The 26197-nt window shown below is 70.8% G+C and carries 17 protein-coding genes and 2 pseudogenes; 4 read left to right on the top strand and 15 right to left on the bottom strand.

Translation table 11 applies throughout. The features are described from left to right. Positions 1-103: 103 nt before the first annotated feature. A complete protein-coding gene (locus BEN78_10025; protein ID ASR43658.1) occupies positions 104-2221 on the top strand; it encodes a glycosyl transferase in 2118 nt (705 codons plus the stop codon). Here the strand turns inward: BEN78_10025 and BEN78_10020 are convergent, their stop codons facing one another. Beyond that, positions 2222-3661, bottom strand: a complete 1440-nt coding sequence (locus BEN78_10020; protein ASR45062.1) for a hypothetical protein — start codon at positions 3659-3661, stop codon at positions 2222-2224. It lies immediately after the preceding gene. Between the two features lie 160 nt (positions 3662-3821). After that, positions 3822-5978, bottom strand: a complete 2157-nt coding sequence (gene relA / locus BEN78_10015) for a GTP diphosphokinase (GenBank protein ASR43657.1) — start codon at positions 5976-5978, stop codon at positions 3822-3824. 64 nt (positions 5979-6042) lie between these two features. Here relA and BEN78_10010 point away from each other — a divergent pair, with 64 nt between their 5' ends. Together BEN78_10010 and BEN78_10005 are read left to right on the top strand one after the other, a co-directional pair. After that, positions 6043-6576 carry a hypothetical protein gene (locus BEN78_10010; GenBank protein ASR43656.1) on the top strand — a complete coding sequence of 178 codons (534 nt, stop codon included), beginning with the start codon at positions 6043-6045 and terminating at the stop codon, positions 6574-6576. A gap of 231 nt (positions 6577-6807) precedes the next feature. Next, the gene (locus BEN78_10005) at positions 6808-7272 is read left to right on the top strand and encodes a hypothetical protein (protein ID ASR43655.1); all 465 of its coding nucleotides are present in this window, start codon (positions 6808-6810) and stop codon (positions 7270-7272) included. A gap of 546 nt (positions 7273-7818) precedes the next feature. Here BEN78_10005 and BEN78_10000 read toward each other — a convergent pair. Next, positions 7819-11946 (bottom strand): ATP-dependent RNA helicase HrpA, encoded by a 4128-nt coding sequence (locus BEN78_10000; protein ASR43654.1) that lies wholly within the window; start codon positions 11944-11946, stop codon positions 7819-7821. 89 nt (positions 11947-12035) lie between these two features. On the opposite strand from BEN78_10000, the gene BEN78_09995 reads away from it, so the two are divergent. Beyond that, a complete protein-coding gene (locus BEN78_09995; GenBank protein ASR43653.1) occupies positions 12036-12608 on the top strand; it encodes a DNA starvation/stationary phase protection protein in 573 nt (190 codons plus the stop codon). Between the two features lie 239 nt (positions 12609-12847). On the opposite strand, the gene BEN78_09990 is transcribed toward BEN78_09995, so the two are convergent. From BEN78_09990 to BEN78_09935, 12 genes and pseudogenes are all read right to left on the bottom strand, one after another. Beyond that, positions 12848-14221, bottom strand: coding sequence for a sodium:dicarboxylate symporter (locus BEN78_09990; protein ASR43652.1), 1374 nt, complete (start codon positions 14219-14221; stop codon positions 12848-12850). Positions 14222-14268: 47 nt separating this feature from the next. Beyond that, positions 14269-15950 (bottom strand): annotated as a pseudogene (locus tag BEN78_09985) (hypothetical protein). Beyond that, positions 15947-17691 (bottom strand): annotated as a pseudogene (locus BEN78_09980) (hypothetical protein). Before BEN78_09980 ends, BEN78_09985 begins: the two co-directional pseudogenes overlap by 4 nt. Then, positions 17688-18707 (bottom strand): hypothetical protein, encoded by a 1020-nt coding sequence (locus BEN78_09975; protein ASR43651.1) that lies wholly within the window; start codon positions 18705-18707, stop codon positions 17688-17690. The pseudogene BEN78_09980 and the gene BEN78_09975 overlap by 4 nt, the downstream one beginning before the upstream one ends. Then, complete coding sequence (locus BEN78_09970) at positions 18704-19162, bottom strand: hypothetical protein (protein ID ASR43650.1); 459 nt, start codon at positions 19160-19162, stop codon at positions 18704-18706. Before BEN78_09970 ends, BEN78_09975 begins: the two co-directional genes overlap by 4 nt. A gap of 1 nt (position 19163) precedes the next feature. Next, positions 19164-20081 (bottom strand): ATPase, encoded by a 918-nt coding sequence (locus tag BEN78_09965; GenBank protein ID ASR43649.1) that lies wholly within the window; start codon positions 20079-20081, stop codon positions 19164-19166. A gap of 39 nt (positions 20082-20120) precedes the next feature. Beyond that, the gene (locus BEN78_09960; protein ID ASR43648.1) at positions 20121-21113 is read right to left on the bottom strand and encodes an AAA family ATPase; all 993 of its coding nucleotides are present in this window, start codon (positions 21111-21113) and stop codon (positions 20121-20123) included. A 151-nt stretch (positions 21114-21264) separates the two neighbouring features. Next, positions 21265-23160 carry a fimbrial protein gene (locus BEN78_09955; protein ASR43647.1) on the bottom strand — a complete coding sequence of 632 codons (1896 nt, stop codon included), beginning with the start codon at positions 23158-23160 and terminating at the stop codon, positions 21265-21267. Positions 23161-23173: 13 nt separating this feature from the next. Next, a complete protein-coding gene (locus BEN78_09950; protein ASR45061.1) occupies positions 23174-23695 on the bottom strand; it encodes a fimbrial protein in 522 nt (173 codons plus the stop codon). A gap of 20 nt (positions 23696-23715) precedes the next feature. After that, positions 23716-24390: a fimbrial protein gene (locus BEN78_09945; protein ID ASR43646.1), complete on the bottom strand. Its 675-nt coding sequence runs from the start codon at positions 24388-24390 to the stop codon at positions 23716-23718. Continuing rightward, positions 24387-24992: a fimbrial protein gene (locus BEN78_09940; GenBank protein ASR43645.1), complete on the bottom strand. Its 606-nt coding sequence runs from the start codon at positions 24990-24992 to the stop codon at positions 24387-24389. Before BEN78_09940 ends, BEN78_09945 begins: the two co-directional genes overlap by 4 nt. After that, positions 24992-26050: a pilus assembly protein PilM gene (locus BEN78_09935; protein ASR43644.1), complete on the bottom strand. Its 1059-nt coding sequence runs from the start codon at positions 26048-26050 to the stop codon at positions 24992-24994. The genes BEN78_09940 and BEN78_09935 overlap by 1 nt, the downstream gene beginning before the upstream one ends. Between the last annotated feature and the right edge of the window lie 147 nt (positions 26051-26197).

Genomic DNA, 26197 nt, shown 5'->3' with positions numbered 1-26197 from the left:
GCAGCGGGTCGATGTGGGTGACACAATAGCGCCCGGCAGTCTATCCCAGCGCCTTCGGGCGGGATCGGGCGGCCTCCCGACCAGTCAGCTGGAGTTCCGACGCATGTCGTTTTCCCTGGCCGATGCGCGCTTCCGGCTCGTCCGGGCGCTCGGCCTGTTCCGCCGCGGATTCGCAAGCCTGCGCATGCGCGGGCTGCGCGCGACGTGGCAGCGGGTCGGCGCGCAGTTCGGCGTGTTCGCACCCCGCGCGCGGCAGGCCTTGCTCGCCGCCGACCTGAGCGCGTTCGCACCGTTCGACGTTCCGTGCTACGACGCCCCCGCGGTGTCGATCGTGGTCCCGGTCTACGGCCACCTGCCGCAGACCCTGGCCTGCCTGCGCGCGATCGCCGCGCACCCGCCGCGGGCCTCGATCGAGATCATCGTCGTCGACGATGCCAGCCCCGACGACAGCGCGGCGACCCTGGCCCGCATCGGCGGCCTGCGCCTGCACACCATGCCGGCGAACGCAGGGTTCATCGGCGCCTGCAACGCGGGCGCAGCGCTGGCGCGCGGGGCCTATCTTCTGTTTCTCAACAACGACACCGTGCCCCAGCCCGGTTGGCTCGATGCGATGCTCGCGACCTTCGCGCGCGCCCCCGATGTCGGGATCGTCGGCGCGCAGCTGGTCTATCCCGACGGCCGCCTGCAAGAAGCGGGCACGATGCTCGTGCGCGACGGCCGCGGAGAAAACCGCGGCCGGTTCGCCGACCCGCTGCATCCGCAGTTGCGCTACTGCGCCGACGTCGACTACGTGTCGGGAGCAGCGCTGATGCTGCCGCGCGCGCTGTTCGAGCGCCTGGGCGGCTTCGACAGCCGCTATGCGCCGGCCTATTACGAGGATGCGGATCTCGCACTACGGGTGCGCGACGCCGGGCTGCGGGTGCTCGTACAGCCCGAGGCCTGCGTGGTGCACCTGGAGGGCGTGAGCGCAGGCACCGACCTGTCGCAAGGCATGAAGGCGGCGCAGGCGCGCAACCAGCCGGTGTTCGCCGCACGCTGGGCACACGTGCTGGCGCAGCGGCCCGCCGACCCGGTGGTGGCCGGCCAACTGCCACGCGCCGGTGTGCCCCAGGTGTTGATCATCGACAGCGTGACCCCGATGCCCGACCGCGACTCGGCCTCGCTGCGGCTGGTCAACCTGATGCGGCTGCTCAGCGAGGCGGGCATGCACGTGGTGTTCCTGCCGGCCGACCGCCGTCACCTGGGCGCGGCTACGCGGGCACTGCAGGCGATCGGTGTCGAAGTCTGGTATGCGCCCTATGCCAAGAGCGCGGCGCAGTGGATGCGCACGCACGGCGGCCGGTTCTCGCGGGTGATGCTGTGTCGCCACTACATCGCGCACGAGTTCCTGCCGCTGGTGCGCCGGCATGCGCCGCAGGCGCAGGTGATCTTCGACACCATCGACCTGCATTACCTGCGCGAACTGCGCGGCGCCGAGGTCTCGGGCGATCCCGCGTTACGCCGCGCCGCCGAACGCACGCGGGCGCAGGAACTGGACGTCGTCCGCCGCTGCGACACGACCCTGGTCGTGAGTCCGAGCGAGGTCGCCCTGCTGGCCCGCGACGCCCCCCAGGCCCGGGTGGCGCTGTTGTCGAACCTGCACGAGGTCGCCGGGCCCGGGCGGCCGTTCGCGCAGCGGCACGATCTGGTCTTCGTTGGCGGCTTCCGCCATCCGCCGAACGTCGATGCGGTGAAGTGGTTCGTCGGCGCGATCTTCCCGGCGATCCGTGCACGCCTGCCGCAGGTCCGCTTCCACTGCATCGGCGACCACGTCGACGACGCGATCGCTGCCCTGGCCCGGGTGGACGGCGTGGTCATCCACGGCCACGTGCCGGACATCACGCCCTACATGGACGGCTGCCGCATCGCGGTCGCGCCGTTGCGCTTCGGGGCCGGCGTCAAGGGCAAGGTCAACCTGAGCATGGCCCATGGCCAGCCGGTGGTCGCGACGACCTGCGCGGCCGAAGGCATGCAACTGCACGACGGTCATGATGTGCTGCTGGCCGACCAGGCCGACGCGTTCGCCGATGCGGTCGTGCGCCTGTACGAGGACGAAACGCTGTGGGGCCGGCTCGCGGATCACGGCCTGGACAATGTCCGACGGCATTTCTCTCTCGATGCGGCGCGCCGGACCGTCCAGGCGGTGTTCGTCGAGAGCGCCCTTGATCGCGTGCAGCCCTGATCAGCCGCTGTTGAGCGACGCGGTGCGCAGCCGCTGCGCGAACTCGGCATGCCCCGGCACCCCCGGGTCGATCCTGCGCGCCGCCGACAACGCGGCTTGCGCACCGGCGAGATTGCCTGCCCCCAGACGTTCGTCGCCGATCGCCAGCCAGCGCTGGGCCAGCCGCCGCCGCGCATCGCGCGCCGCGGGCTCGCCTTCGCCCAGCGCGACCCGGGCATCGAGGCAGGCATGCGCGCGCGCAAGGTTGTTGGCGCGCAGGCCGGCGTCGAAACACTGGCGGGCGCCGGGCAGCAATCGCGCCGAGGCGCGCGTGACCGCCGGATCGTCGGGCGCGAGCAACCGAGCGGCGCGGACGTGGTCGTAGGCGCTGTCGCCTGGAGGCGACATCAGATCGCCGCGTGCCTGCGCGGCGGCCGCCTGCTGCAGCAGCGCCGCGACCCGGCGTCGGCGCTCCTGGGGCGGCAATTGCGTGCCGCGGTCGGCATGCACCGCGCGCGAGCGCTCGATCCGTAGCGCGGCCGCGCGCACCGCCTCGCTGTCGGGCGCCAGCGCCTGCGCCTCGCGCAGCTGCGCATCGGCATCGGCGAAGTTGAAGTCGCGGGCATAGCGCTCGGCGCGCTGCGCATACGCGGCGCCTGCATCGAGCAGCCCGCGCTGCGCACTGGCATCCTCGGCATCGAAGGCGAGCAGAATCCGCCATTCGGCGACGGCGCGTTCGATGCGCCCGTCGGCCAGATGCGTCGCCGCACGCCGGCGCAGTGCATCGAGTTCCTCGGTCAGGCGTGCCTGGGTGTCGGGCAGGTCGACGTGGCCGGGATCGTAATCGCGCACCGTGGCGACCAGCGCGGCCGCGCCGCTCAGATCACCGTCGCGCAGGCGCGCGCGTGCCCGCTCGAGCAGCGCCGCCAGCGACTCGTCGCGCCCACGCAACGCATCGCCGTTGCCTGGCTCGATCGCGAGCACCCGCGCGTACAGCGGCAGCGCCGCATCGGGACCGGCATCGAGCCGCCCCTGGGCCTGCGCTGCCTGGGCCTGGCGCAACAGCACCTCGGGCGCCGTGCCGCCGGCCTCGAGCGCGCGCAGCCGGGCGTCCAGGGCCTCGATCGCATCGCGCGGCGCGGACAACTCCTGCGCCAGCTTGAGCGCGCTCCGGGCGGCATCGAAACGCCGCGCCTCGACCGCGGCGCGGGCCTGGACGAGCGCGGCATCGGCGACCTGCGACAACCCCGCGCGCGGCCGCACGTCGTCGGGGTCGAGCGCCTGCGCGGCCTCGAACAACTGCCGCGCGCCACTGCCGTCGCCGGCATCCAGGCGCCCCTCCGCGACCGCCTGGGCGGCATCGTCGAGCAGCGCCTGCACCCGCGTCTCGGGCCACAGCCGGTCGACGACGAAGACACGCACGCCGAACACCAGCAGCGCCAGGCCGATGCACGCCGCCAACGAGACCCCCGGCCAGCGGCGCCACCAGGGCGCGTCGGCCGCGAGCGACCGCCGCGGGCGGGCAGCCAGGCGCTGGGCGGGCGCAGGTCCGTTGGAGAGATCGTCGCCGTTCACGCCGCGCAGTATGCGAGATCGAGCTGAACACCGATGTCGCGATCGTTCACGCCCGCCGCGCCAGCTCCACCCCCGGCACGCTGTCGAGCTTGCCCAGCAGTCGCGCCAACTGGCCGTAATCGGCAACCCGCAAGCGCAGCCGCAACTGCACGCGCGAGAGCCGGTGGTGTTCGCTCTGGATCGCCAGCACGTGCACATCCTCCTGGGCGATCAGGTTGCTCAGATCCTTGAGCAGGTGCCGGCGATCGACGGCCTCGACGACGACATCCGACTCGTGGCCGCCGCCCTGCTCGCCCCACTCGACCGGCAGCACCCGCTGCGGCTGGCCCGCCGACAACCGCAGGAACGACGGGCAGTCGCGACGATGCACGCTCACGCCGCGCGCACGGGTGAGATAGCCGGCGATCGGCTCGCCCGGAACCGGACGACAGCAGCGGGCGACCTGCACCAGCAGGTTGTCCACCCCGACCACGCGGAAGCTCGAATCGGCCGCCTTGGGAGCCCGGCGCGGCCGGCGCAGCGGCAACGTCGGCGCATCGTCTTGCGCGGGCGCGTGACGTTCGCGCTCGATCTCCAGCAGCGCCCGGCCGATCTGATTCGGCCCCACATCGCCGAGCGCGACCGACACGTAGAGATCGTCCACGCTGCTCGCGTTGAAGCGCGGCAGCACCGGCGCCAGATCGGCCTGCAGCAGACCCAAGCGGCGCAGATCACGCTCCAGCAGTTCGCGGCCAGCCTGGACATTGCGCTCGCGATCGAGCTTGTGAAACCAGTTGCGCACCTTCTCGCGCGAGCGCGGGCTGGCGAGAAAGCCATTGGCCGCGACCAGCCAGTCGCGCCGCGGCGACGGCAGCTTGGCGGTCAGGATTTCGACGCGCTCACCGGTCCGCAGCACGGTGTCGAGCGGCACGATGCGGCCGTCGACCTTCGCGCCACGGCAGCGGTGCCCGACCATCGTATGCACGTGATAGGCGAAATCGAGCGGCGTCGCGCCTTGCGGCAGGTCGATGATCTCGCCCTTGGGCGTCAGCACGAAGACCCGGTCCTCGACCAGTTCGGTATCAAACGCATCGGCCAAGCCCTCGGCCCGTCCGCCGTCGGTATGCGACTCAAGCAGCCGCCGCATCCACTCGATCCGGCGTTCGAGCGCGGCGCTGCCGGCCGGCGCACGCTGCGAGCCGCCGGTTTCCTTGTAGCGCCAGTGCGCGGCCACGCCCAGCTCGGACGCCTCGTGCATCTCACGCGTGCGGATCTGCACCTCCAGCGTCTTGCCTTCCGGCCCGACGACTGCGGTGTGCAGCGAACGGTAATCGTTGTTCTTGGGCCGGGCGATGTAGTCGTCGAACTCGCTGGGGATCGGCGTCCACAGCGCGTGCACCACCCCCAGCGCCGCATAGCAGGCCGGCACGTCGTCGACCAGCACGCGCACCGCGCGCAGGTCATAGAGTTCGCCGATCGGCACCTGCTTTTTCTGCATCTTCCGCCAGATGCTGTAGATGTGCTTGGGCCGTCCGGCAACGTCGGCGCGCACGTCCTGCGCAGCGAGCGCTTCGCCCAGTTGTGTGCGCACCTGCTCGATGTAGCGTTCGCGGCCGGCGCGTTTGTCGTCGAGCAGGCCGGCGATGCGGCGGTAGGTCTCGGGCTGCAGATAGCGGAACGCCAGGTCCTCGAGCTCCCACTTCAGCTGCCAGATGCCCAAGCGGTTGGCGAGCGGCGCATGGATGTCGCGCGTGAGCAGCGCCAGCGCACGCCGGGTCGGCTCGTCGGCGCGCACCGCCGCACGCATCTGTGCCAGTTGCCGGGCCAGCAGCACCAGCACCACGCGCAGATCGCGCACCAGCGCCAGCAGCAACCGGCGCAGGCCCTCCGGGTTGCCGCTGCCGACATGCTCGGCATGCAGCGACCAAACCTGATGCGCGGCGCGCAGACCGTCGAGCAGCGGCACCAGCGCGGGCACGCGCGCGCGCATCGGCGCGCGCCAGACCGGCACCGCATCGGCGATCGCCGCGGCGACCACATCGCCATCGGCGCCCAGCAGCGCCAGCGACGCCAGCGTGTCCTGCAGCACGCTCTCATCGAGCTCGGCCACGCCGTCGGCCGCGGCGGCCGCCTCCTGCAAGGCCGCGCGCAGGGCAGGCCCGAGCGCTGCCGTGGAAGGCAGTGCCAGCAGGCGATCCGGCAGTGGGCCGGCAGGCTCGGACATGAGGTGTTCGGGACGGTCGCAGGACCGTCTACACTAGCCCGCGACCCCGTCCGAGGAACAGAGCATGCGTGCATTCCACTGCGTCCTGATCGCCACCGCGCTGGCGGCCACTCTGCCCGCATTCGCGCAGCAGCCCCGGATCGAGGACCGGATGAGCGCCGCGGAATTCCGTGCCGCCGGGCTGGGCAAGCTCGACGACGCCGAGCTCGATCGGCTCAATGCGTGGCTGGCCCGCCAAGCCGGTGCCCCGGCCGCCGCGGCTGCTGCGGTGGGCAGCGGCACCGATGTCGAGGCGCGGATCGCGCAGGCACGCGAGGAAGGTCGCCGCGAGGCCGCCTCCGCCGCCACCGGGCTGCCCGCACCTGCGCCGGCACGTGAGCCCATCGAGAGCACGATCGTGGGCGCGTTCCAGGGCTTTGCCAGCGGCCGGCAGTACACGCTCGCCAATGGCCAGGTCTGGCGCCAGATCGATGGAGCGACGCTCTCGGGTGCCCGCGGCACCGATGTCGGCGTGCGCATCCGGCCGGGCATGCTCGGCGCCTGGTGGCTGAAGGTGGACGGCTACAACACCCAGGCCAAGGTCGAACGCGTCCGCTGAGCACGCCGCGCCCGGCGGCGCCGTGCGCAGCGCGCGGCGCTTGACCGGACCCGCGAGCGCACACGGCCGTCTGCGACGCCACTGCGAGCTCGAGCGCGGCACAGCCAGTGCTCCGCGTTCGCCTGCGTGCAGTGACCGGGAAGTTCCCGCCCTCGCCACGCGGCATTTTCCTAAGCGCTGCGCGGGGGATGCCCGATTCGCGTGCCACGGCGTGCGAGGCACGCTGTCGGCATGCCCAGTCCTCGCCCCCAACCGCTTCCGCGCTCCACACAAGGCACGCACTACGTGGTCACCGCGGTCACCTACGGCCGCGTGCCCTGGCTGCGCGATCCGCTCTACGCACGGATCGCGCGCCATGAGATCGAGACCTGCGAGCGGCAGGGGTGGCTACGTTCCGAAGCCTGGGTCTTGATGCCCGACCGGGTGCACTGGCTGTTCGAACTGCGCGTCCCGATGCTCGGACAGGTCGTGCAGACGTTCAAGTCGCAGACCGCCCGTGCGATCCGCGGGCATGCGCGAGGCGCGGGGTCGATCTGGCAGGCCGGCTACATGGATCGACGGCTGCGCCCGGACGCCGACCTGCGCAACCACGTGCGCGACCTCATCGCCCAACCACTCCGCGACGGCCTGGACGGACGCTTGCGCGCTCATCGCGACTGGTGGATGCGCGACACGCACGCCATCGCGACCCTGTAGCCCTCGTCAGCAGGCATGCGCTGCACGGCCGAAGTCCGGAGCAACGCGTCCCACGAAGGCGTGTAAGACGCCAGCTACTGCGCGCGCGAAACGGCCGCTCCATCGCGTGGAGCGACCGTCTCCATCGTCAAAGGTAGGTGCACTGCCCGCTCTGGTTGCAGACAGCGATTCTCCACCATCTGCCATCGACGCATTCGTAGATTGCGCCACCGTTGCGATTGGGCACGTACTCGGTGGCACCATCGTTCTCAGCCGTGCAACGGGTGGCCGGCGCCGCGATGGCAGTTCCCATCGCCCCCAAACACATCACGGCACAGACGGTCGAAATCCAGCGAACTGATGTCTTCATCGTGATCCTCCTTGAAAGTGACTACAGCGCATTGCCGCACTTCCTTCGATCCGGCACGGCTCGTCCGGAGGCGGCAAGTCCGCCGAGGCCGCGACCGCAGTCTAACAATGGGACACGTCGCGGCAAGGTCCTGCCCTGCCGCGACACACAAGCGACCCAGGACGTGAGCCGCCGTCGGGCATTCGATGGAAGTGATATCAGGCCGCGCGCAATACCGCGACCCGGCTTGCCAGCTTCTTCGCCGACACCCCACCCTTGGCGCCGAGCTCCTGCGCGAACAGCGAGACGCGCAGTTCCTCGATCTCCCAGCGCAATGCTTGCCATTGCGCGTCGTCGGCCAGACCGCGGGCACCGGCGTCGAGCAGTGCGTCGACGAACGGTTTGACGTCGAGCATGCGCTGCTGATCGCGCTGGGGGTCGCGCAAGGCCCGTTCTGCGCGCAACGACAGGGCGCGCAGCCAGCGCGGATACTCGGCCAATGCGGCCGCCGGCACGTCGCGCAGGAAACCGGGCGGCACCAGCGCCGCGAGCTGCGCCTGCATATCGTCGAGATTCGCCCGCGCCCAGCCCATCAGCTTCGAATCCAATCGCCCGCGGATCTCGGCTACGAGATCGAGGATCATCTCGGCGCGCTGCAGCCGTGCCATCGCCTCGCCGAACAGGGCCTTGCCGATGGTGTCGCGATGCGCAGCGAACGCGTCGGCATCGCGAATCGTCTCCAGGCCGTCGTCGAGCAACGCGGCGAGCGCGCCCTCGACCAGGTCCTCGCGCAGCCGGTCGCCTGGCCGGTCGGCCGCACGCGGCGCCACCGACTCGATGGCCGCATACAACAGCGCGGTCTTCGGAGCCACCGGCAATTGCTTGGCCGCCTGGCGCACGCGTTCGGCGAGTGCAATTCGCAACAGGCGGCGCACGCCCTGCGGGTGCAGTCGCCGCGCGTGCGCCGGATCGGCATGTACAGCCAGCGACACGCTCTCGCCATCGTCCTGCAGCGCCGGATACGCCGGCAACCCGCCGGCCCCGGCGATCGACACCGGCACCGGCGTGTCCGGAAATGCCGTCAGGCCGCGCTGCTGCAGCCCATCGGCGGCATGGGCGGCGAATGCGCGCGCGGCCCGTTCGCCGAAACTCGCGCGCAGCGCGTCGAGGTCGCGCGATTCGGCCAGTACGGTGTGCGCCTTGCGATCGCGGCCGACGTCGACCAAGCGCAGGTTCGCTCGCAGGTGGGGCTCGAGCGCGGTCTCGTCAAAGTCCGTGGCCGCGATCTCCACGCCGCCGAGCTTCTTCAAGAAGCGCGCCAGCGTGCCGGCGAAGGTATCCGCATCGCCGTCGCGCCAGGCCTGGGCGAACGCGCGTGCGAAATCGGGCGCCGGCACGAAGTTGCGGCGCAGCGCCTTGGGCAGGCTGCGGATCAGCGCCGCCGCCTTGTCCTCGACGAATCCCGGCGCCAGCCACGACAGCCGCGCCGGGTCGATCGCATTGAGCAGGTGCAGCGGCACCGATACCGTCATGCCGTCGTCGGGCGCACCCGGTTCGAACCGGTACGACACCGCGAGCCGCGCATCTCCGAGTGCGATGAACGCCGGGAACAGGTCGGCATCGACGCCGTCCGCGACCAACAGGTCGTCTCGGCGCCACTCCAGCGCGCGTTTGGCCGCCTCCGGCGCCTTGCGATACCAGGCGTCCAGCGCCTGGGCGGAGAGCACGTCGGAGGGAATGCGCTGCGAATACCACTGCGCCATCCAGTCCTCGTCGACGACCAGCCCACTGCGCCGCAGCTTGGCTTCCTCCTCACGCGCGCGGGCCAGCGTGCGCAGGTTGCGTTCGAGGAATCCCGCGCGGACCTCGATCTCGCCGGTCGCCAGGCCGTCGCGCAGGAACAGCGCGCGCGCCTGATCGGGATACAGCCGGCCGTAATCCACCGGTTTCTTGGGCGCGAGCACCAGACCGAACAAGGAAATTTGCTCGCTGCCGATCACCCGCCCCTGCGCGCGCGACCAGCGCGGGTCGTGATGACGTCGCGAGAGCAGGTGATCGAGTTCGGCGATCACCCAATCCGGTTCGATGCCGGCATTGGTCAGCGCCCAGACCTTCTCGGTGTCGAGCAGCGTCGCCGACAGCACCCACGGTGGCGGCTTCTTCGCCAGCGGCGAGCCGGGAAACAACTGGAACCGACGTCCGCGCGGCCCTTCGTACTGTCCCGAATGGCGCCCCCCGCCGGCCGGATCGGCGCGATGGCCGATCTGCGTGGGCAGTCCGGCGAGCAGTGCGCGATGCAAGGCCACGTGCGCGCGCATGGCGGCCTGCCCGCGCACCCGCGCGTTCTCGGTCTCCTCCCCCGCCAACACCTGCGAGACGGCGGAAGCATCCACCGCCCAGCCCAAATCCTCGCACTGCAACTTGAGCTGCCGATGCAGTTCACGCCACTCGCGCATCCGCAAAAAGCCAAGGAAATGCCGCTCGCACCATTTGCGCAGTTGCGACTGGGTCAGGTCCTCATGCGCCTGCCGGTACGCGTCCCAAAGCCGGACGATGCCGACGAACTCCGAGCGCGGGTCGGCGAAGGTCGCATGCGCGGCGTCGGCCGCGGCACGCTGGTCGGCCGGTCGCTCGCGCGGGTCCTGGATGCCCAGAAACGATGTAATCGCGAGCATTTCGTGCAGGCAGCCGTGCTGGTTCGCTGCGACCAGCATGCGCGCGAGCTTCGCGTCGATCGGCAGCCGCGCCATCGTGCGGCCGTGCGCGGTCAATCGGCGGCCGTCGTCGATCGCACCCAGTTCGGTCAGCTGCTGCCAGCCGTCGGCGACCGCGCGCGGATCGGGCGGCTCGACGAACGGAAAATCGGCGATCGGATCCGCAGCCGGTTGCGGCGCATCGCCGCCCCGCCGGCCGCGCCGCGCGCGCGGCTCGCCGTCCCCGCCCAGGCCCAGCGACAGCATGCGCAGGATCACACCGGCCAGCGCCGCGCGTCGGATCTCCGGATCAGTAAAGCGCGGCCGCGATTCGAAATCCGCCTCTGAGAACAGGCGGTAGCACACGCCCGGCGCGATGCGACCGCAGCGGCCCTTGCGTTGATCAGCGCTGGCCTGGCTGATCGGCTCGATGTGCAGGCGGTCGAGCTTCTGCCGCGGGCTGTAGCGCTTGACGCGCGCCAGCCCCGGATCGACCACGTAGTGGATCCGCGGCACCGTCAGCGAGGTCTCGGCCACGTTGGTCGCCAGCACGATGCGACGCAGCGGTCCGGGATTGAATACCCGATCCTGGTCGCGCGCCGACAACCGCGCATACAGCGGCAGGATCTCGGTGTGCCGATACTTGCGCCGTTCGAGCGCCTGGTGCGCGTCGCGGATCTCGCGCTCCCCCGGCAAGAAGATCAGTGTGTCGCCGGTCCCGCGCTCGCCCATGATCTCGTCGCAGGCCGCAAGAATGCCGTCGAGCACCGAGACACCGGGGTCAGCATCGATCTTCCCCTGCCCACGCGGCGCCCCGTTTGCAGCTGCTGCGATATTCGGCTCTGACCCCGATTCCTCGCCGAGCGGGCGGTAGCGGACTTCGACGGGGTAGCCACGGCCTTCGACGTCGACGACCGGTGCGTCGCGGAAATGCGCGGAGAAGCGCGCGGTGTCGATGGTCGCCGAGGTGACGATCAACTTCAGGTCCGGCCGCCGAGTCAGCAGTTGCTTGAGGTAGCCGAGCAGGAAGTCGATGTTGAGGCTGCGTTCGTGCGCCTCGTCAACGATCAGGGTGTCGTAGGCCGACAACCAGCGGTCCGACGCGATCTCCGCCAGCAGAATGCCGTCGGTCATGAACTTGACGGCGGTGTCCGGGCCGATGTTGTCGTTGAAGCGGACCTGGTAGCCCACCGCGCCGCCGATCGGCACCTGCAACTCCTCGGCCACGCGCCGAGCGACGGTGCGCGCGGCGATGCGCCGGGGCTGCGTGCAGCCGATCATGCCCGCCGCCCCGCGCCCGGCCGCCAAGCACAGCTTGGGCAGCTGGGTGGTCTTGCCCGAGCCGGTCTCGCCGGCGACCACGACAACCTGGTGCGCCTGGATCAGTGCGACGATCTCCTCGGCCTTGCCGGCGATCGGCAGGACCGGATCGACCGTCGCCTGCGGCAGCCGCTGCGCGCGCGCCTCGCGCCGCGCGACCGAGGCCTGCAGTCGGCTGCTGAACGCATCGCGCGCGGCCGGGTCGTCGGGCGTGCGCCGCCAGCGCGACCACAGGCCCAGCAGCGGGCCGCGATCGCGCGAGCAGGCGGCATCGACCGACGCGCGCGCCCGGCTCAACGCCGCATTCACCTCGTTGTCGCTGGAATACTCCATCACGCTTGCGAATCCGCTCCCAGGTCTCATATTCGATCGCGAAGGCCGCGTATTGTGGCCGCAATCCCATCCCACAGGAGTCGTCGACCATGGCCAAGGCCAAATCCCAACCTGCCTCCAAGTCCAGCACCAAGCGCTCGTCGGTGGCGCCCGCCGTCGCCTCGCCCGATGCGCGTTCGACCGCGCCGGCCATCGATATCGGGATCAGCGACGCGGATCGCAAGCAGGTCGCCCAGCACCTGTCGGTGTTCCTGGCCGACGCCTATACGCTGTACCTGAAGACCCACAACTTCCATTGGAACGTCACCGGCCCGATGTTCAACGCGCTGCACGTGATGTTCGAGGGCCAGTACACCGAGCAGTGGAACGCGCTGGACGAGATCGCCGAGCGCATCCGCGCGCTGGGCTACAACGCACCGGGGTCCTATGCCGAGTTCATCGAGCTCAGCTCGATCAAGGAAGAACCGGGCCTGGAGAAGTCGCCCGACTGGCGCGAGATGGTGCGCCAGCTGGTACTGGGCAACGAAGCGGTCTGCCGGAGTGCGCGCAAGGCACTCGAAGTCGCCGACGATGCCGACGACGATCCGACCGAGGACCTGCTGACCCAGCGCCTGCAGACCCACGAGAAGAACGCCTGGATGCTGCGCTCGCTGCTGCAGTAAGCGCATCTCCCTAAGGGTCCTGCGAGAACGCCCGGCAGCAACGGGCGTTTTCTTGTGTGATTGAGACGAGAGCGCAGCTTCCGAAGGGCATCGGCCTGGCGGCCGGAAACCGCTTCCCCTCGGTCAAGGCCGCTGCGCGGACTGACCGAGCCGAGGAGTACCCCCGGACGGCTCTACGCTGCTTCCCGAGCCAGAGTAATCGCCGACTCGATCAAACGGGCAAGGCGTTGGGGCCTACCTCAAACGCGATCGGGCGGCTCCGGGCCATCGACTTCGCCGCGCGACACCAGCGCCGCGATGCCCAGATCGCCGGTCACGTTGACCGTCGTACGACACATGTCCAGGAAGTGGTTGACGCCCAGCACCAGGCCGATGCCCTCGGCCGGCACACCGACCATCGTGCAGATCAGCGCCACCACCGGCAGCGAGCCCGACGGGACGCCGGCGGTGCCGATCCCGCCCAGGATGCAGACGAGCATCACCAGCACCTGCTGCCCGATCGACAGGTCGACCCCGAAGAACTGCGCCAGGAAGATCACCGTCACGCCCTCGAACAGCGCCGTGCCGTTCTGGTTGGCGGTCGCGCCGATCGTCAGCACGAAGCGCGACACCTTGCGCGGCAGCTTGAGATTCTCGTCAGCCACGCGCAGCGCCGTGGGCAGCGTGGCGTTGCTCGATGCGGTCGAGAACGACATCAGCATCGCTTCCTGCGCCCCCCGGAAAAACGCCAGCGGCGACCAACCGCCGAACAAGCGCAACGCCAGCGAATAGGTCACCAGCATGTGCAGCGCCAGCGCACCGGCCACCACCGCGACATAGGCGCCCAGGCGGACCAGCAGGTCCCAGCCGAACAGCACCGCCAGGTTGAACATGAAGCAGAACACCGCGATCGGCGCCAGACGGATCACCAGTCCGATCAGCGTCATCGAGACCTCGAACAACCCCTCGATGCCGCGCTTGAGCGCGGCCGCGGCCTCGGACTTCGTCAGCACCAGGCCGATGCCGAACATCAGCGCGAAGAACATCAGCGCGAGGATATTGGCGTTGTCCGATGCGGCGCCGACCACGTTCTGCGGCACGATCGATAGCAGCATCTCCATGCCCTTGGCACCGCTGCGGCTGTCGCTGACGATCGCCTCGGTGCGCTGTGCGCTTTCGGCCAGCAGCTGCTGCGCCAGCGCCGGATCCACACCCGCGCCGGGGCGGAACAGGTTGACCATCACCAGCCCCAGCAGCACCGCCAGGCCCGACAGCACGATCGTCCAGGCCAGCGTGCGCCAGCCGATCCGGCCGAGCGAGGCGACATCGCCCATCTCCGACACGCCGACCACCAGTGCAGAGAACAGCAGCGGCACGATCAGCATGAAGATCAGGCTCAGGAACAAGGTGCCGAGCGGCTCGGTGACCCAGGCCACGAACGTCGCGACCAGCGGCCGGCACTGCCAGCCCGGCTCGGCGACGGCGCAGGCAGCCGACGCCGGATCGGTCGGGGCCCACGCCGACAGGCCGGTGTAGTGAGCGAGCATGCCGAGCAGCAAGCCGGCCGCGAAACCGATCGCGATCTTCCAGTGCAGCGGCAGGCGGGCGCGGGCGGATGCGAGCGGACGGGACATGGCGTGATCGCTGCAGGAAAGCAGCGGAGGCTATCAGGAAGCAGGCCTCAGCGCCGCGGGTAGAGCGGCGGCAGCACGGCCTCGTCCTCGGGGGGCGCCGGGCCGGCAACGCGCGCGCCAGCGCGGAAAGCCTGGCGCAGCGCGGCGCGCGCTGCCACCAGGTCGCCGCCGCCCCAGCGTGCCCGCTGCCACTGCACGAGCGCGTCGCGCTGGCCGGCATCGCCGAGCGCACGCCGCAAGGCCTCGAGGTCTGCCGCCGGCGGATCGAGCAGCGCGCGCAGCGCCGCGTCGACCTCGGCCGGATCTCCCGTCTGCAGCGCGGTCGCCAGTGACGGCCCGCCGCTCCGCGACCTCGGCACAGGCGCGGCGCCCGGCACCGCAGCGACCAGCCCCCGCGCGCCGGCGCGCGCTCGGCGCAGCCCATGCCAGGCCACGACACTGGTCGCCAGCCACAGCAGCGCGAACAGCGCCGCCAGCCACGGCCAGACACGACTGACCTCCCCATCCGCTCCACGGGCGGCCGGCAAACCCGGCGCCGTCGCCACCGCCTGCGTGTCGGCGTCGCCATCGGTGGCATCGCCATCGCCCGGATCGACCGCCAGATGCAGATCCGGCGCTGCACTGGTCCGGGCGGCGCCTGCGCGGACATCCCACCATCCCACGCGGGGGCCGGCCACATGCAAGGAACCGGCAGCCCGCGGCACGATCGAGAAACGGCGGGTCATGCGCACCCGTGGGCGGCCCTCGTCGAAGCGCTCGTCGTACTGCGGCGGCTCGGCGAACACCTGCGCGCCGTCGGGCGCCGGCAAGCTGATCTCGGGCAACTGTGTGCCCACCGCGCCGTCGAAGGTCGCCTCCAGCGTGAGCGTGGTCGTAGCCCCGGCCCGGCCGCGCTCGGGCTGGTCGAGCCAGCGCAGGTCCAGATTCCGCAGCGGCAACCAGGGCTGCGGCGCGGTGCCTGGCATCGCGCGCACCGACAGCGCGGTCGCCGGGCCGTTGGCCGAGAGTTGGCGCGGTCCGCGATCGAACAGATCATCGAAGAAGCCGCCGCCGGCGCCGCGCCCCTCGAAGCGTGCACCGGGAATCGTCAGCGGTCCGCTGCGCTCGGGTACGAGCAGAAAGCGCCGTTCCACCACGTTGTAGCGACGGCCCTCGAACTCGCGGCTGTAGGTGATGTCGTTGCCGATCCGCTGCAACGATGCCCCTCGGGCTCGGGCTGCTCGAGCTGGCCCGACACCAGCGGCACGGCGTAGTGCAGCCGTAGGGTGTAGCCGACTGCCTGCTGCACGTAGGGCATGTCGGTCTCGAGTTCGGCCTCGACGAACGCGGCCGCGCCGTCGCGGGCCGATCGCACCGGCGCCGGGCCGACGGTCAGCAACAAGGCGTCGGTGCGCGCACCCCCGACCTGCAACGGCGGGACCGTCAGCCGGCCCTCGCGCCGCGGACGCAGCGCCACGCCGAACAGCGCGCGCTCGATCTGGCGCCCGTTGCGGATCTCGACCTGACGTCGGCTGGTGTGCCCGCTGAGCTCGAAATCGCGGGTCAGGCCGCTCCAGTCGGGCACGGCGACCGCTTCGTCGGTTTCGACATTGAGCGTGGTGGTCTCGCCCAGCGCGATCTGGTCCCGGTCCAGCCAGGCGCGCGTCTGCGCCTGCAGGCTCCCCGCCAGGCAGGCGAGCAGCACCGCCAGGACCACCGCCGCGCGCCAAGTCCGAACTCCGGTCGTCATCGCAATGCCTCCGCGCCGTGGCGCCGCTCGTGTTCGATCCGGAACTGCGCCCGCAACAGGCCACCCGGATCGTCGGGCACCCGCCGCAGCCAGGCCTGGTTGGCCTGCTCGCGCTCGCGCCGGGTGTCGGCGTCTTGCCGGTCGGCTGGCGCGGCGTCGCCAGGCGTCTGGCTGCCCTCGCCGGCGTCGTCGAGTGCCTGCTGCATGCGCTCGCGCATGGCCTGGTCGGCGCGCTGCTGCGCGGCCTCGTCGGTGGGCGGGGCGGTATCGGGGGCGCCGACGGCGTATCGGGGCGCGGCGCGCCGTCCGACGAGGGCGCAGGCTGTGGCGCACCGCGGTCGCCTGTCCGGCCTTCTCCCGGATCCGGGCGTCCGGACTGGCGCTGCTGGTCACGCGGCGGCGAGCGCGGATCGTCGCGGGGACCTGGCGGCGGCTGACGGCGACGCGCGGCATCCACCGCGGCGCGATTGGCCTGCGCATCGGCCATGTCCGGCTGCAACCGCAGCGCCTCGTCGTAGGCGGCGATCGCCTCGTCGAACCGCCCCAGGCGCGCCAGCGCGTTGCCGCGGTTGTAAGCAGCGTCGGCGCCCGGCAGTCCGGTCCACGCGCGCAATGCGTCCTCGTGTCGCCCGCCGCGATAGGCCGCCGCACCTTGCTCGAGTTGGGCGTGGGCAATCTGATCGGCGCGCCGCCAGGGCGTGCCGACCGGCGGCTGCGCAGCCTGCGCTGGCAGGATCGGCCAGACCAGCGCCACCGCCAACACCGCGACCGCGGCCCCGCGCCGGAACGTCAGCAAGACAAGCGCCAGCAATGGAAGCAACAGCCAGTAGCCCTGGTCGGCGATGCGCCGGGCCTGCGCGTCGCCGTCGGCCGCGGCGCCGGCCCCGCCCGCACGGGCCTCGCGCAGGCCCAGTGCGTCGAGATCGCCGTCGTCGGCGCTCAGGTGGTGCCAGCGTCCGCCTCCGGCGGTCGCCAAGGCCTGCAGCGCGGCGGCATCCAGGCGTGCATGGCGCAGCGCTCCGTCACGATCGCGATAGGCGGCGCCGTCCGCGCTGCCCAAGCCCAGCACCGAGACCCGATAGCCCATCCGCGCCGCGGCGGCTGCCTCGCGCATCGCGGCCCGATCGGCGCCGTCGGTCAGCAGCACGATCTCGCCGCGCAGCGCATCGCCCTGGCGCAGCAGCCGCGTCGCCTGTTCGATCGCGCGATCCGCGCGCTGGCCGTCGACCGGCATGATGTCGGGCGCGAGCGCGTCGAGATACAGCGCCACGTTCGCCGCGTCGTCGGTCAGCGGCGCCACCGTGTAGGCGTCGTCCGCATAGGCCAGCAAAGCCACCGGCCCCTGGCGCAGCGCGAGCAGGCGCGCGAGCTTGGCCCGCGCCTGCAACAGCCGCGACGGCGGCAGGTCGGTCGCCGTCGTTGCCGACGACAGGTCCAGTGCGACGACAAGCGGGGTCGCGTCGACAGACGCCAACGGCACGTCGACCTGGCGCCAGCCTGGGCCTGCCAGTGCCAGCACCGCGAGCAGGCCCGCGCACAGCCACGCGGCCAGCGCCAGCAGCCCACGTCCACCGGGGCGGCGCTCGAGCAGGTGCGGCAGCAAATGCGGATCGACCGCCTGTCGCCAGGCATCCTCGCTCCGCCGGCGCGCCCACCAGATGCCGGCCAGCAGCGGCAGCACCAGCAAGGCCCACAGCCAGGCCGGCCGAGCGAAGACCACGTCGGGCCAGCCACCGCTCATCGCGCGCCCCGCATCGGCAGACGCCACGAGCGCGGCACCAGCGCCAGCAGCAGGAGCACGCAACCGGCGGCCAGCGGCCACGGATAGCGTTCCACTCGAGCGCGCAGCGCCGGCCCAGGCGTCTCTACCGGTTCGAGCCGGTCGATCTCGGCATAGATCCCGGCCAGCGATTCGGTATCGCGGGCCCGGAACGCACGGCCACCGGTGGTATCGGCGATCGCCTGCAGCGCCGCCTCGTCGATCGCCGGCTCGCCGCCGTCGGGCAGACGGAAGCCCAGCATCTGCAAGCCGTCCTCATCGCTGCCGAAGGCGATCGTGTGCACGCGCAATCCGGCGTCACGCGCCAGTTCGGCCGCCTTCTGCGGACGCAGCGCGCCGGCGTTGCTGACGCCGTCGGTCAGCAGCACCAGCACGCGTTCGCCTTCGCCGTCCTGCAATCGGCGCACCGCCAGCGCGATCGCATCGCCGATCGCAGTCTCGCGCCCGGCCAGACCGACCACGGTCCGGTCCAACTGCTGGCGCACGCTGTCGCGATCGAATGTCATCGGCGTGACCGCATAGGCGCGCTGCCCGAACACGATCAGCCCGATCCGGTCGCCTGCCCGGCGCTCGAGGAAGTCGGCGATCACCGCCTTGGCCGCCGTGAGCCGGTCGACCGCGCGCCGCCCGATCACCATGTCCTCCTCGCTCATGCTGCCCGACAGGTCGACCGCCAGCATCAGGTCGCGCGCCGTGCGCGGCGGGTGCTCGGGCGGGCCGACGCCCTGCGGACGTGCCGCCGCGATGCACAGCAGCACCCAGGCCGCCCACAGCAGCCACGACGCCCGTGCGCCGCCGCGGCCGGCGGCCGGCGTGGCAATCGACTCGAGGCCGGCATACGGCACTCGCAGCGCATCGCCTTCGCTGCGCACCGGCGGCCACCAGCGCCGCAGCGCCCAGGGCAATGGCAAGGCCAGCAGCATCCACGGCCAGGCGAATGCCGACAGCAGTCCCTCCATTGCCGCAGGCGTGCTCATCGGCCGGCCGCCATCAACGCCAAGAAGCGCGTGCGCGCGGCGTTGTGCAGCGCATCGAGCGCGTCGCCCTCGACCGTCCGTCGGAAGCCGCCGTCATGCAGTAGGCGGCCCACGCCGTCGACGAACACCGCCTGGCCACCGCCTTCGTCCAGGAACGCCAGCCAGGCATCGCCCTGCAGCCGATCGGCATCCGAGCGCACGCGCCGCGCCGCGCGGCGCAGCAGCGCCGACATCGCGGCGATCCGCGCAGGCGCATCGATCGCCGCCTCGACCTGGGCATCGAACAACCGCACCCAGGCGCGACGCCGGCGGGCACGCCGCCAACGCAGGCCGGCCACCACGACGAGCACGGCCACGACCGCCGCGGCAAGCCACCACCAGCCAGGCGCCGGTGGCCACCAGCCCGGGGCAGCGGTCACGTGAATATCGCGCAGGACCAGATCCGGCATCGCCATATCAGGTCGCCTTCGGTCGGCCGAATGCCGGCAACCACACGTCGCTCGGCATCTCGCTCGACAGCAGCACGCAGCGGACGCGCGCCGCGCGCAACGTCGCCTGGGCCCGGGCGATCGGTTCGGCGAACGCCGCCTGCCAGCGGGCGTGCTGGGTCTCGTCGCGCAGGTCGAGCTCCACCTGCCCCGAGGACGCGGCAAAGCGCAGCCGAGCCCGGGGCGGCGCCTGTTCCAATGGATCGGTCAACACCAGCACCAAGACTTGATTGTGCGCGGCCAGCGCCGGCCACCGCTGCGCCGGCACCGTCGCAATGCTGGCGGCATCGGCCAGCACCAGCAGTCGCGCGCCAGGCCGCAGCAGCCGCCCGGCGTGATCGAGGGCGACCGCCAGCCCGGCATCGCCCGCAGGCGGCGCGGCATACCAGCGCGCGAGCGCATGCAGCACGCGCAACGCGCCGCGACTGCCGGACGCCGGCGGCACCGGCGCCTCGTCATGCGTGCCGCGCAGCGCTGCGATGCGATCGCCGTCGGCGACGGCGGCCCAGGCGGCGACCGCCGCCGCACGCGCGGCCTGGACCGACTTGAATCGCACCCGGCTGCCCACGTACAACGCGGGCGCGGTGTCGGCCACGAGCAGGGTCAGCCGCTCGCGCTCGGTCTGGAAGGCCTTGGTATGCGGCCGACCGGTGCGCGCGGTCACGCGCCAATCGATGTGGCGCGCATCGTCGCCGGCCACGTACTCGCGCGACTCGGCGTATTCCATGCCCTGCCCGCGCTGCGGCGATGGCGCCTGCTGGCGCAGGCCCACATGCGCGCGCCGGGCCGCGCCCTGCCGCGTGGCGCTCGCGCGCAGGGCGATGAGCTCGACCAGCGCCGGGCGCACGCCCGCCTCCGTGTCCACGGCCCCGTCCGCGTCCCGCATTGCCGAATGCCCGATCACGACCGTCCGATCCCCGGCCCGTCAGGGCAACGGGACGCGGTCGAGCAGGGCCTGGACCAGACGCTCGCCGTCCCAGCCTTCGGCGGTCGCCTCGTAGCTGGGCAGGATGCGATGCCGCAGCACGTCCGGGGCCACGGCGCGGACGTCGTCGGGCGTGACAAAGTCGCGGCCGGCGAGCCAGGCCACGGCCCGCGCGCAGCGCTCGAGTGCGATCGAACCGCGGGGACTGGCGCCCCAGGCGATGCGCGCAGCGAGGGCGGCGTCGTAGCGCGCGGCATCGCGCGAGGCCAGGACCAGTTCGACCAGATAGCGCTCCACCGGCGGCGCCACGTGCAGCGCGAGCACCGCCCGACGCGCCGCGAACAGCGCCGCGAGCGGCATCCGCTCGACCGCCTCGGGTCGCGCATCGAGTTGGGCCAGCGCCCGCTCACGCGCCAGTTGCAGGATGCGCGCCTCGGCCCCGGCATCGGGATAGCCGACACGCACATGCATCAGGAACCGGTCGAGTTGCGCCTCGGGCAACGGGAACGTGCCCTCCTGCTCGATCGGATTCTGCGTGGCCATGACCAGGAACGGATCGGGCAACGGATAGGTCCGGCCACCGACGGTCACCTGGCGCTCGCCCATCGCTTCGAGCAGCGCGGACTGGACTTTCGCCGGCGCGCGGTTGATCTCGTCGGCGAGCAGCAGCGGATGGAAGATCGGACCGGCCTGGAACTCGAACCGGCCATCCTGCGGGCGCCAGATCTCGGTCCCGGTCAGGTCGGCGGGCAACAGGTCGGGCGTGAACTGCAGCCGCGCGAACTCGGCATCGAGCCGCGCCGCGAGTGCCCGGATCGCACTGGTCTTGGCCAGGCCTGGCGCGCCCTCCACCAGCAGATGGCCATCGGCAAGCAATGCCACCAGTAACCGGTCGACCAGCGCGGGCTGGCCGACGATCTCCTCGCTCAGGGCCTCGCGCAGCGCGACGAACCGCGCCTGCAGTTGCCCCGGTTGTTCGACCGCATGCTCCATCGGGTTCCCTGTGTCCGGCGCCCGTTGCGCCGCCAGACAGTGTGACCCCAACCGGGGGGCCGGGTTCAACCCGCGTGCCCGCGAGCGTCAGCCGGCGGACATGAAAACGGGGCCCTTACGGGCCCCGTTATGAAGTGCACGGCGTCCGCGCTCAGCCGATCGGGCGCTGCGCGACGCGCATGACCTTCGGGGTCACGAAGATCAGCAGTTCCGCCTTCTCCTTCGTGCGCCCGCGGCTCTTGAACAGGTTGCCCAGGATCGGCAGGTCGCCCAAGAACGGCACCTTCGACAAGGACGCGCGGTCGTTGAACTCGTAGACGCCGCCGATCGCGACCGTCTGGCCGTCGTCGATCAGCACCGCGGTGGTGACGTTGCGCTTGCTGATCAGCGGTACCTGGCCGACGTCGGGGTACTCGACGTAATCGATGATTTCATCCTTCTTGATATCCATCGCCAGGAACACCCGGCCGTCATTGGTGATCGTCGGCGTGACTTTCAGTTCCAGCAGCACGTCCTTGAACTGCACGGTCGGCACATTGTTGCTCTGACCGCCGGTCACGGTGATGTAGCCGACTTCCTGGCCCTGGCTGATCGTCGCCTCGCGCTGGTTACTGGTGACGACGCGCGGATTGGAGATCACCTCACCGCGCTGCTCGGCCTGCAGCGCCTGCAGTTCGACCGCCCAGTTGATCGTATTGCCCAGGATCGTGAATGCCAGCGACGGCGCGCTGCCGGTCACCGGCAGGTTGACGTTCAAGCCCCCCGGGGCACCGATCGCGCCGTTGGGGCCGGAGGCGAGCGTGCCACCGAGATCGACGCGGCCGTCGATAGGATTAGCCGACGAGACGCCGAAGCGTGCGCCGAGGTTGCGCGCAAACGACTCGTTCGCGATCACGATGCGCGCCTCGATCACCACCTGGTCGACCGGCTTGTCCAGCAGATTCACCAGGCGACGGATCTCGTTGACGCGCGCCGGGATGTCGATCACCAGCAGCGTGTTGGTACGGCGGTCGAAGCTCAGGCTGCCGCGCGCCGACAGGAAGCCGCGCTGCTGCGTGGTACCAGCCCCGGTGTTGTTGGTGTTGGCCCCCATGCCGTTCTTGCTTTCCTCGGTCAGCAGCTTGGCGATGTCCTCGGCGTTGCCGTAGCTGATCGGGATGTACTCGGTGGTCATCTCCGCGCGCTCTTCGATCGCCAGGCGCGCGTCTTCCTTGGCCTGCTCGAAGGCGGCGATCTCGGTCTGCGGGGCGACCCAGACCACGTTGCCGCTGCGGCGTTTGTCGAGCGACTTGGCCTGCAGCACGATGTCCAGGGCCTGGTCCCACGGCACGTTCTGCAGGCGCAGGGTCACGTTGCCGGCCACGCTGTCGCTGGCGACGATGTTGAGGTCGGATTCATCGGCGATCAGCTGCAGCACCGTACGCACCGGCACGTCCTGAAAGTTGAACGTCACCGGCCGGCCGCTATAGGCACGCGCATCGGACACGGTTGTCGCCGCTTGTCCCATCGCCGCCGCAGCGGTGGCCGCACCGACCGCGCGATCGCTCGAGGCCGCACGCGGCACGATCTCGACGATGTAGTCGCGACCGCTCTGGTAGGCCATCGGCTCGAAGTCGCCGCGGGCGCTGAGCACAACCTGCGCGCCGTTGCCGCCCTGACGCGCATCGATGCGCTGCACCGGGGTGGCGAAGTCGACGACGTTGAGCGGGCGCTGCAATTGCGCCGGCAACGTGGCGCTGCCCAAGTTGATGACGACATTGCCGTCCTGCGTGCGCAAGTCGGGGGCCGCGCCCTCGCCGTCGAAACGCAGGATCAGCTTGCCCGAGCCGCCGTCCCCACGCTTGAAATCGAGATCGGTCACCGACACGCCGGCATGCGCCGCGCCCGTCGAGGCCTGCAGCGCAGGCAACAGCGATCCCGGTGCGGCCGGCTGCGCGGCCTGCACACCGCCGAACGTCGCCAACATGCCAATGGCCAGGCCGAACGCGCCGGCGTGGAGTGCCGACGTCCTTGCGGCCCGCGGGCTTCCCGCTTTGCTCACGGTCATCTTGCTTTCCTCGTTATTTTTCATTCAGCGCGAGCGACGCCGGGCGTTCGAGCCAGCCGCCGGCCCCGTCGGGCACCAGCTCGACGAGCTCGATACGATTCTCGGTGACTGATGTGACACGGCCATCGTTCTGCCCCAGATAGTTCCCCGGCGCGATGCGGTAGGTCACCTTGTCGGGCGCCAGCACCAAACCCAGCATGCGGGCGCCGGTATTCATGGTGCCGACCATCGACATGCTGTCGAGCGGGAACTGTTCGGTGATCTCTTTGCGCCGGTTCGAGTCCGGCCGCAGCCCGGTGCCGCTGTCGACGTCGGTGAACGCGTTGCTGAAGGGGTCGCGGATGCCCTGGGCGGAGTATTCGAAGGTCTCGAACTGCTGCATCACCGGCAGCGGCTCGAGCGGCGGCGCGGGCCGCTGTTTGACCTCATCGACCCAGACCTCGAGATTGGGCGCGCCGCCGGGCTCGCTGGTGATGTCGCGCCCGCAGCCGACCGCGAGCACGGCCAGCACGGTCGTCAGCGCGCATCGGGACATCGATTTGGCGAACGCGGCCATCAGGGCGTCTCCCCGGTCGCGGCGGCGGCCGCCTGCTCCTGGGCCGCGGTCTCCTCTTCGTCGAGGTAGCGGTAGGTCTTCACCGTGCCCGAGAGCTCGAGCACCGAGTTGGGGCCGATCGCACCCAGTCCGCCGCTGTCGTCGCCACGGGGTTTGAGCGAGATGTCGTGCATCGTCATGATGACCACGCGCGGCAGCGACGCAACGCCGCTGACGAACGCGCCGAACTGGTGATAGGTGCCGACCATGCGCAGCGCGATCGGCTGCTCGGCATAGAACTCGCGCGGCATCTCGGTACCGGGCCGGAACAGGTCGTTCTGGATGCCGGTGGCGATCGCGGTTTGCGAAATGTCGGTGATCAGGTCCGGCATCTCGGTCTTGCTCGGCAACTGGCGCAGCATCTGTTGCAGTTGCTGCTCCATCTGCGCGAGCTGCTGCTTGAGCGGTTCGAGGTTGGCAGCCTTGCCCTGCTTGGTCTCGAAGTCGTTGCGCAGTGTGGCTTCCTGCTCTTCCAGCGTGCGCAGGTCGTTGCCCTTGTCGCGCGTGATCCCCCACCACAGCAGCGCGAAGATCAGCAGACCCACGACCACGCAGGTCCCGATGCGGTACTCGCGCGGCCAGGCGCCGACATTGTTGAGGTCGAGCTCGCGCAGCGACACCTTCTTGCGGCTCACGGGGCGACCTCCTGGGCGGGTGCAGTGGGCGCAGGCGTCGTCGCGCCGGCTTCCTTGGCCGCCGGCGTCGAGAGCTGGACATTGAGCGTGAACGCGTACGGCAGACCCGGTACGCCGTCGCGAGCCTCGATGACCGCCAACTGCGGGTTGGTCATCCAGCCCGAGCCTTCAAGTGCACGCATATAGGTGCTCACGCGCGCGTTCGACTGCGAGCGCCCCTCGAGCGTCAGCATCTGCCCTTCCTGCTTGAGCGAGGTCAGCAGCACGCCGTCGGGAATGGTCCGCACCAGTTGGTCGAACAGGTGCACCATCTGCGAGCGGTTGCCCTGCAGCTCCTCGATCACCGCCTTGCGTGCAAGCAGGCGGGCCCGCTGCCGGTCGAGGCTGTCGATCTCGACAATCTCGCGATCGAGCTCGGCGATCTGCTGCTGCAGGAAGGCGTTGCGCGCATGCTGCCCGTCGAGCTGCGCGTTGTAGTACATGTTCACAAGCAGCCACAGCACGATGCCGGCCACGGCCGCGAGCGCGGCCATGATCCCGAATTCCTTCTGTCGCTGCCGGCGTCGCTCGGCGCGCCAGGGCAGCAGGTTGATCCGCGCCATCAGTCGAAACTCCGCAGGGCCAGGCCGCAGGCGATCATCAGCGCCGGTGCATCCTGGGCCAGCGCCTGCGCCTGCACGCGCGGGCCGAGTGTCATCTGCGCCAGCGGGTTGGCCAGTACGCTTGGCACACCGAGCTGTTCCTCGACCATCGCCGCCGCGCCCGGGATCGATGCGCAGCCGCCGGCCAGCACGATCCGGTCGACCCGGTTGAAGTCGCTACCGGCGTAGAAGAACTGCAGCAGGCGGCTGATCTGTTGGACCATCGCCTCCTTGAAGGGCTCGAGCACCTCGACCTCGTAGCTTTCCGGCAACCCGCCCTGGCGCTTGGCCAGGCCCGCCTCTTCGTAGCTCAACCCGTAGCGGCGCATGACCTCGTCGGTGAGCTGCTTGCCGCCGAACACCTGCTCGCGCGAGTACAGGCTGCGGCCGTTGCGCAGCACGTTGAGGGTGGTCATCGTCGCGCCGACATCGACCAGCGCCACCACACCGTCCTCGGCGACGCCGAGCGTGTCGGCGACCAGCGCGAACGCACTTTCGATCGCGAAGGCCTCGACATCGATCACCCGGGCGACGAGCCCGCCGAGCTCCAGCGCCGAGGCGCGCAGCTCGACATTCTCCGAGCGCGAGGCGGCCAGCAGCACCTGCACGCTGTCCGGGTTGCCCGGCGAGGGTCCGAGCACCGCGAAATCGAGGTTCACTTCCTCGATCGGGTAGGGAATGTAGTTGACCGCCTCGAGCTCGATCTGCGACTCGAGCTCGTCCTCGTCGAGATCGGCGGGCATCGGGATGGTCTTGGTGATCACCGCCGAGCCAGCGACGGCAGCGGCCGCGTGCTTGGCACGGGTGCCCGAGCGGGCCACGGCCCGCCGGATCGCATCGCCGACGGCTTCAGCCTCGACAATGGCTTTTTCGACCACGGCGTTGGGCGGCAACGGCTCGACCGCATAGTGCTCGACGCGATACCGGTTGCCCTGCCTGGACAGCTGGAGCAACTTGACCGCAGTCGAACTGATGTCGATGCCGACCAGCGGCACGTGGCTTTTTGCGATAAGCCCCACAGAGTGCTCCCCTTCGCCACGGGCGCATCCGCACGCCGCGTGTCCCGGCGCATTAGATAACGGACTTTCCCCGTGATGGCAACAGCGCAGCGCTGTCCGGCGCCTCGCGCAGGGCCTTGCCGAGGGGCCGTGCGAGGCCGTCGCGGC

It is taken from the genome of Xanthomonas citri pv. mangiferaeindicae, from assembly GCA_002240395.1.
Classification (GTDB): domain Bacteria; phylum Pseudomonadota; class Gammaproteobacteria; order Xanthomonadales; family Xanthomonadaceae; genus Luteimonas; species Luteimonas citri_A.
Note: the sequence above shows the minus strand (reverse complement) of the source record. Positions and strands in the feature narration are given on the sequence as shown.

Bases quoted from the DNA above. Each gene is read 5' to 3' on its own strand.
- BEN78_10025 (ASR43658.1), top strand. From the start codon at position 104: ATGTCGTTTTCCCTGGCCGATGCGCGCTTCCGGCTCGTCCGGGCGCTC.
- relA (ASR43657.1), bottom strand. From the start codon at position 5,978: ATGTCCGAGCCTGCCGGCCCACTGCCGGATCGCCTGCTGGCACTGCCT.
- BEN78_10010 (ASR43656.1), top strand. From the start codon at position 6,043: ATGCGTGCATTCCACTGCGTCCTGATCGCCACCGCGCTGGCGGCCACT.
- BEN78_10005 (ASR43655.1), top strand. From the start codon at position 6,808: ATGCCCAGTCCTCGCCCCCAACCGCTTCCGCGCTCCACACAAGGCACG.
- BEN78_10000 (ASR43654.1), bottom strand. From the start codon at position 11,946: ATGGAGTATTCCAGCGACAACGAGGTGAATGCGGCGTTGAGCCGGGCG.
- BEN78_09995 (ASR43653.1), top strand. From the start codon at position 12,036: ATGGCCAAGGCCAAATCCCAACCTGCCTCCAAGTCCAGCACCAAGCGC.
- BEN78_09990 (ASR43652.1), bottom strand. From the start codon at position 14,221: ATGTCCCGTCCGCTCGCATCCGCCCGCGCCCGCCTGCCGCTGCACTGG.
- BEN78_09975 (ASR43651.1), bottom strand. From the start codon at position 18,707: ATGAGCACGCCTGCGGCAATGGAGGGACTGCTGTCGGCATTCGCCTGG.
- BEN78_09970 (ASR43650.1), bottom strand. From the start codon at position 19,162: ATGGCGATGCCGGATCTGGTCCTGCGCGATATTCACGTGACCGCTGCC.
- BEN78_09965 (ASR43649.1), bottom strand. From the start codon at position 20,081: ATGCGGGACGCGGACGGGGCCGTGGACACGGAGGCGGGCGTGCGCCCG.
- BEN78_09960 (ASR43648.1), bottom strand. From the start codon at position 21,113: ATGGAGCATGCGGTCGAACAACCGGGGCAACTGCAGGCGCGGTTCGTC.
- BEN78_09955 (ASR43647.1), bottom strand. From the start codon at position 23,160: ATGACCGTGAGCAAAGCGGGAAGCCCGCGGGCCGCAAGGACGTCGGCA.
- BEN78_09950 (ASR45061.1), bottom strand. From the start codon at position 23,695: ATGTCCCGATGCGCGCTGACGACCGTGCTGGCCGTGCTCGCGGTCGGC.
- BEN78_09940 (ASR43645.1), bottom strand. From the start codon at position 24,992: ATGGCGCGGATCAACCTGCTGCCCTGGCGCGCCGAGCGACGCCGGCAG.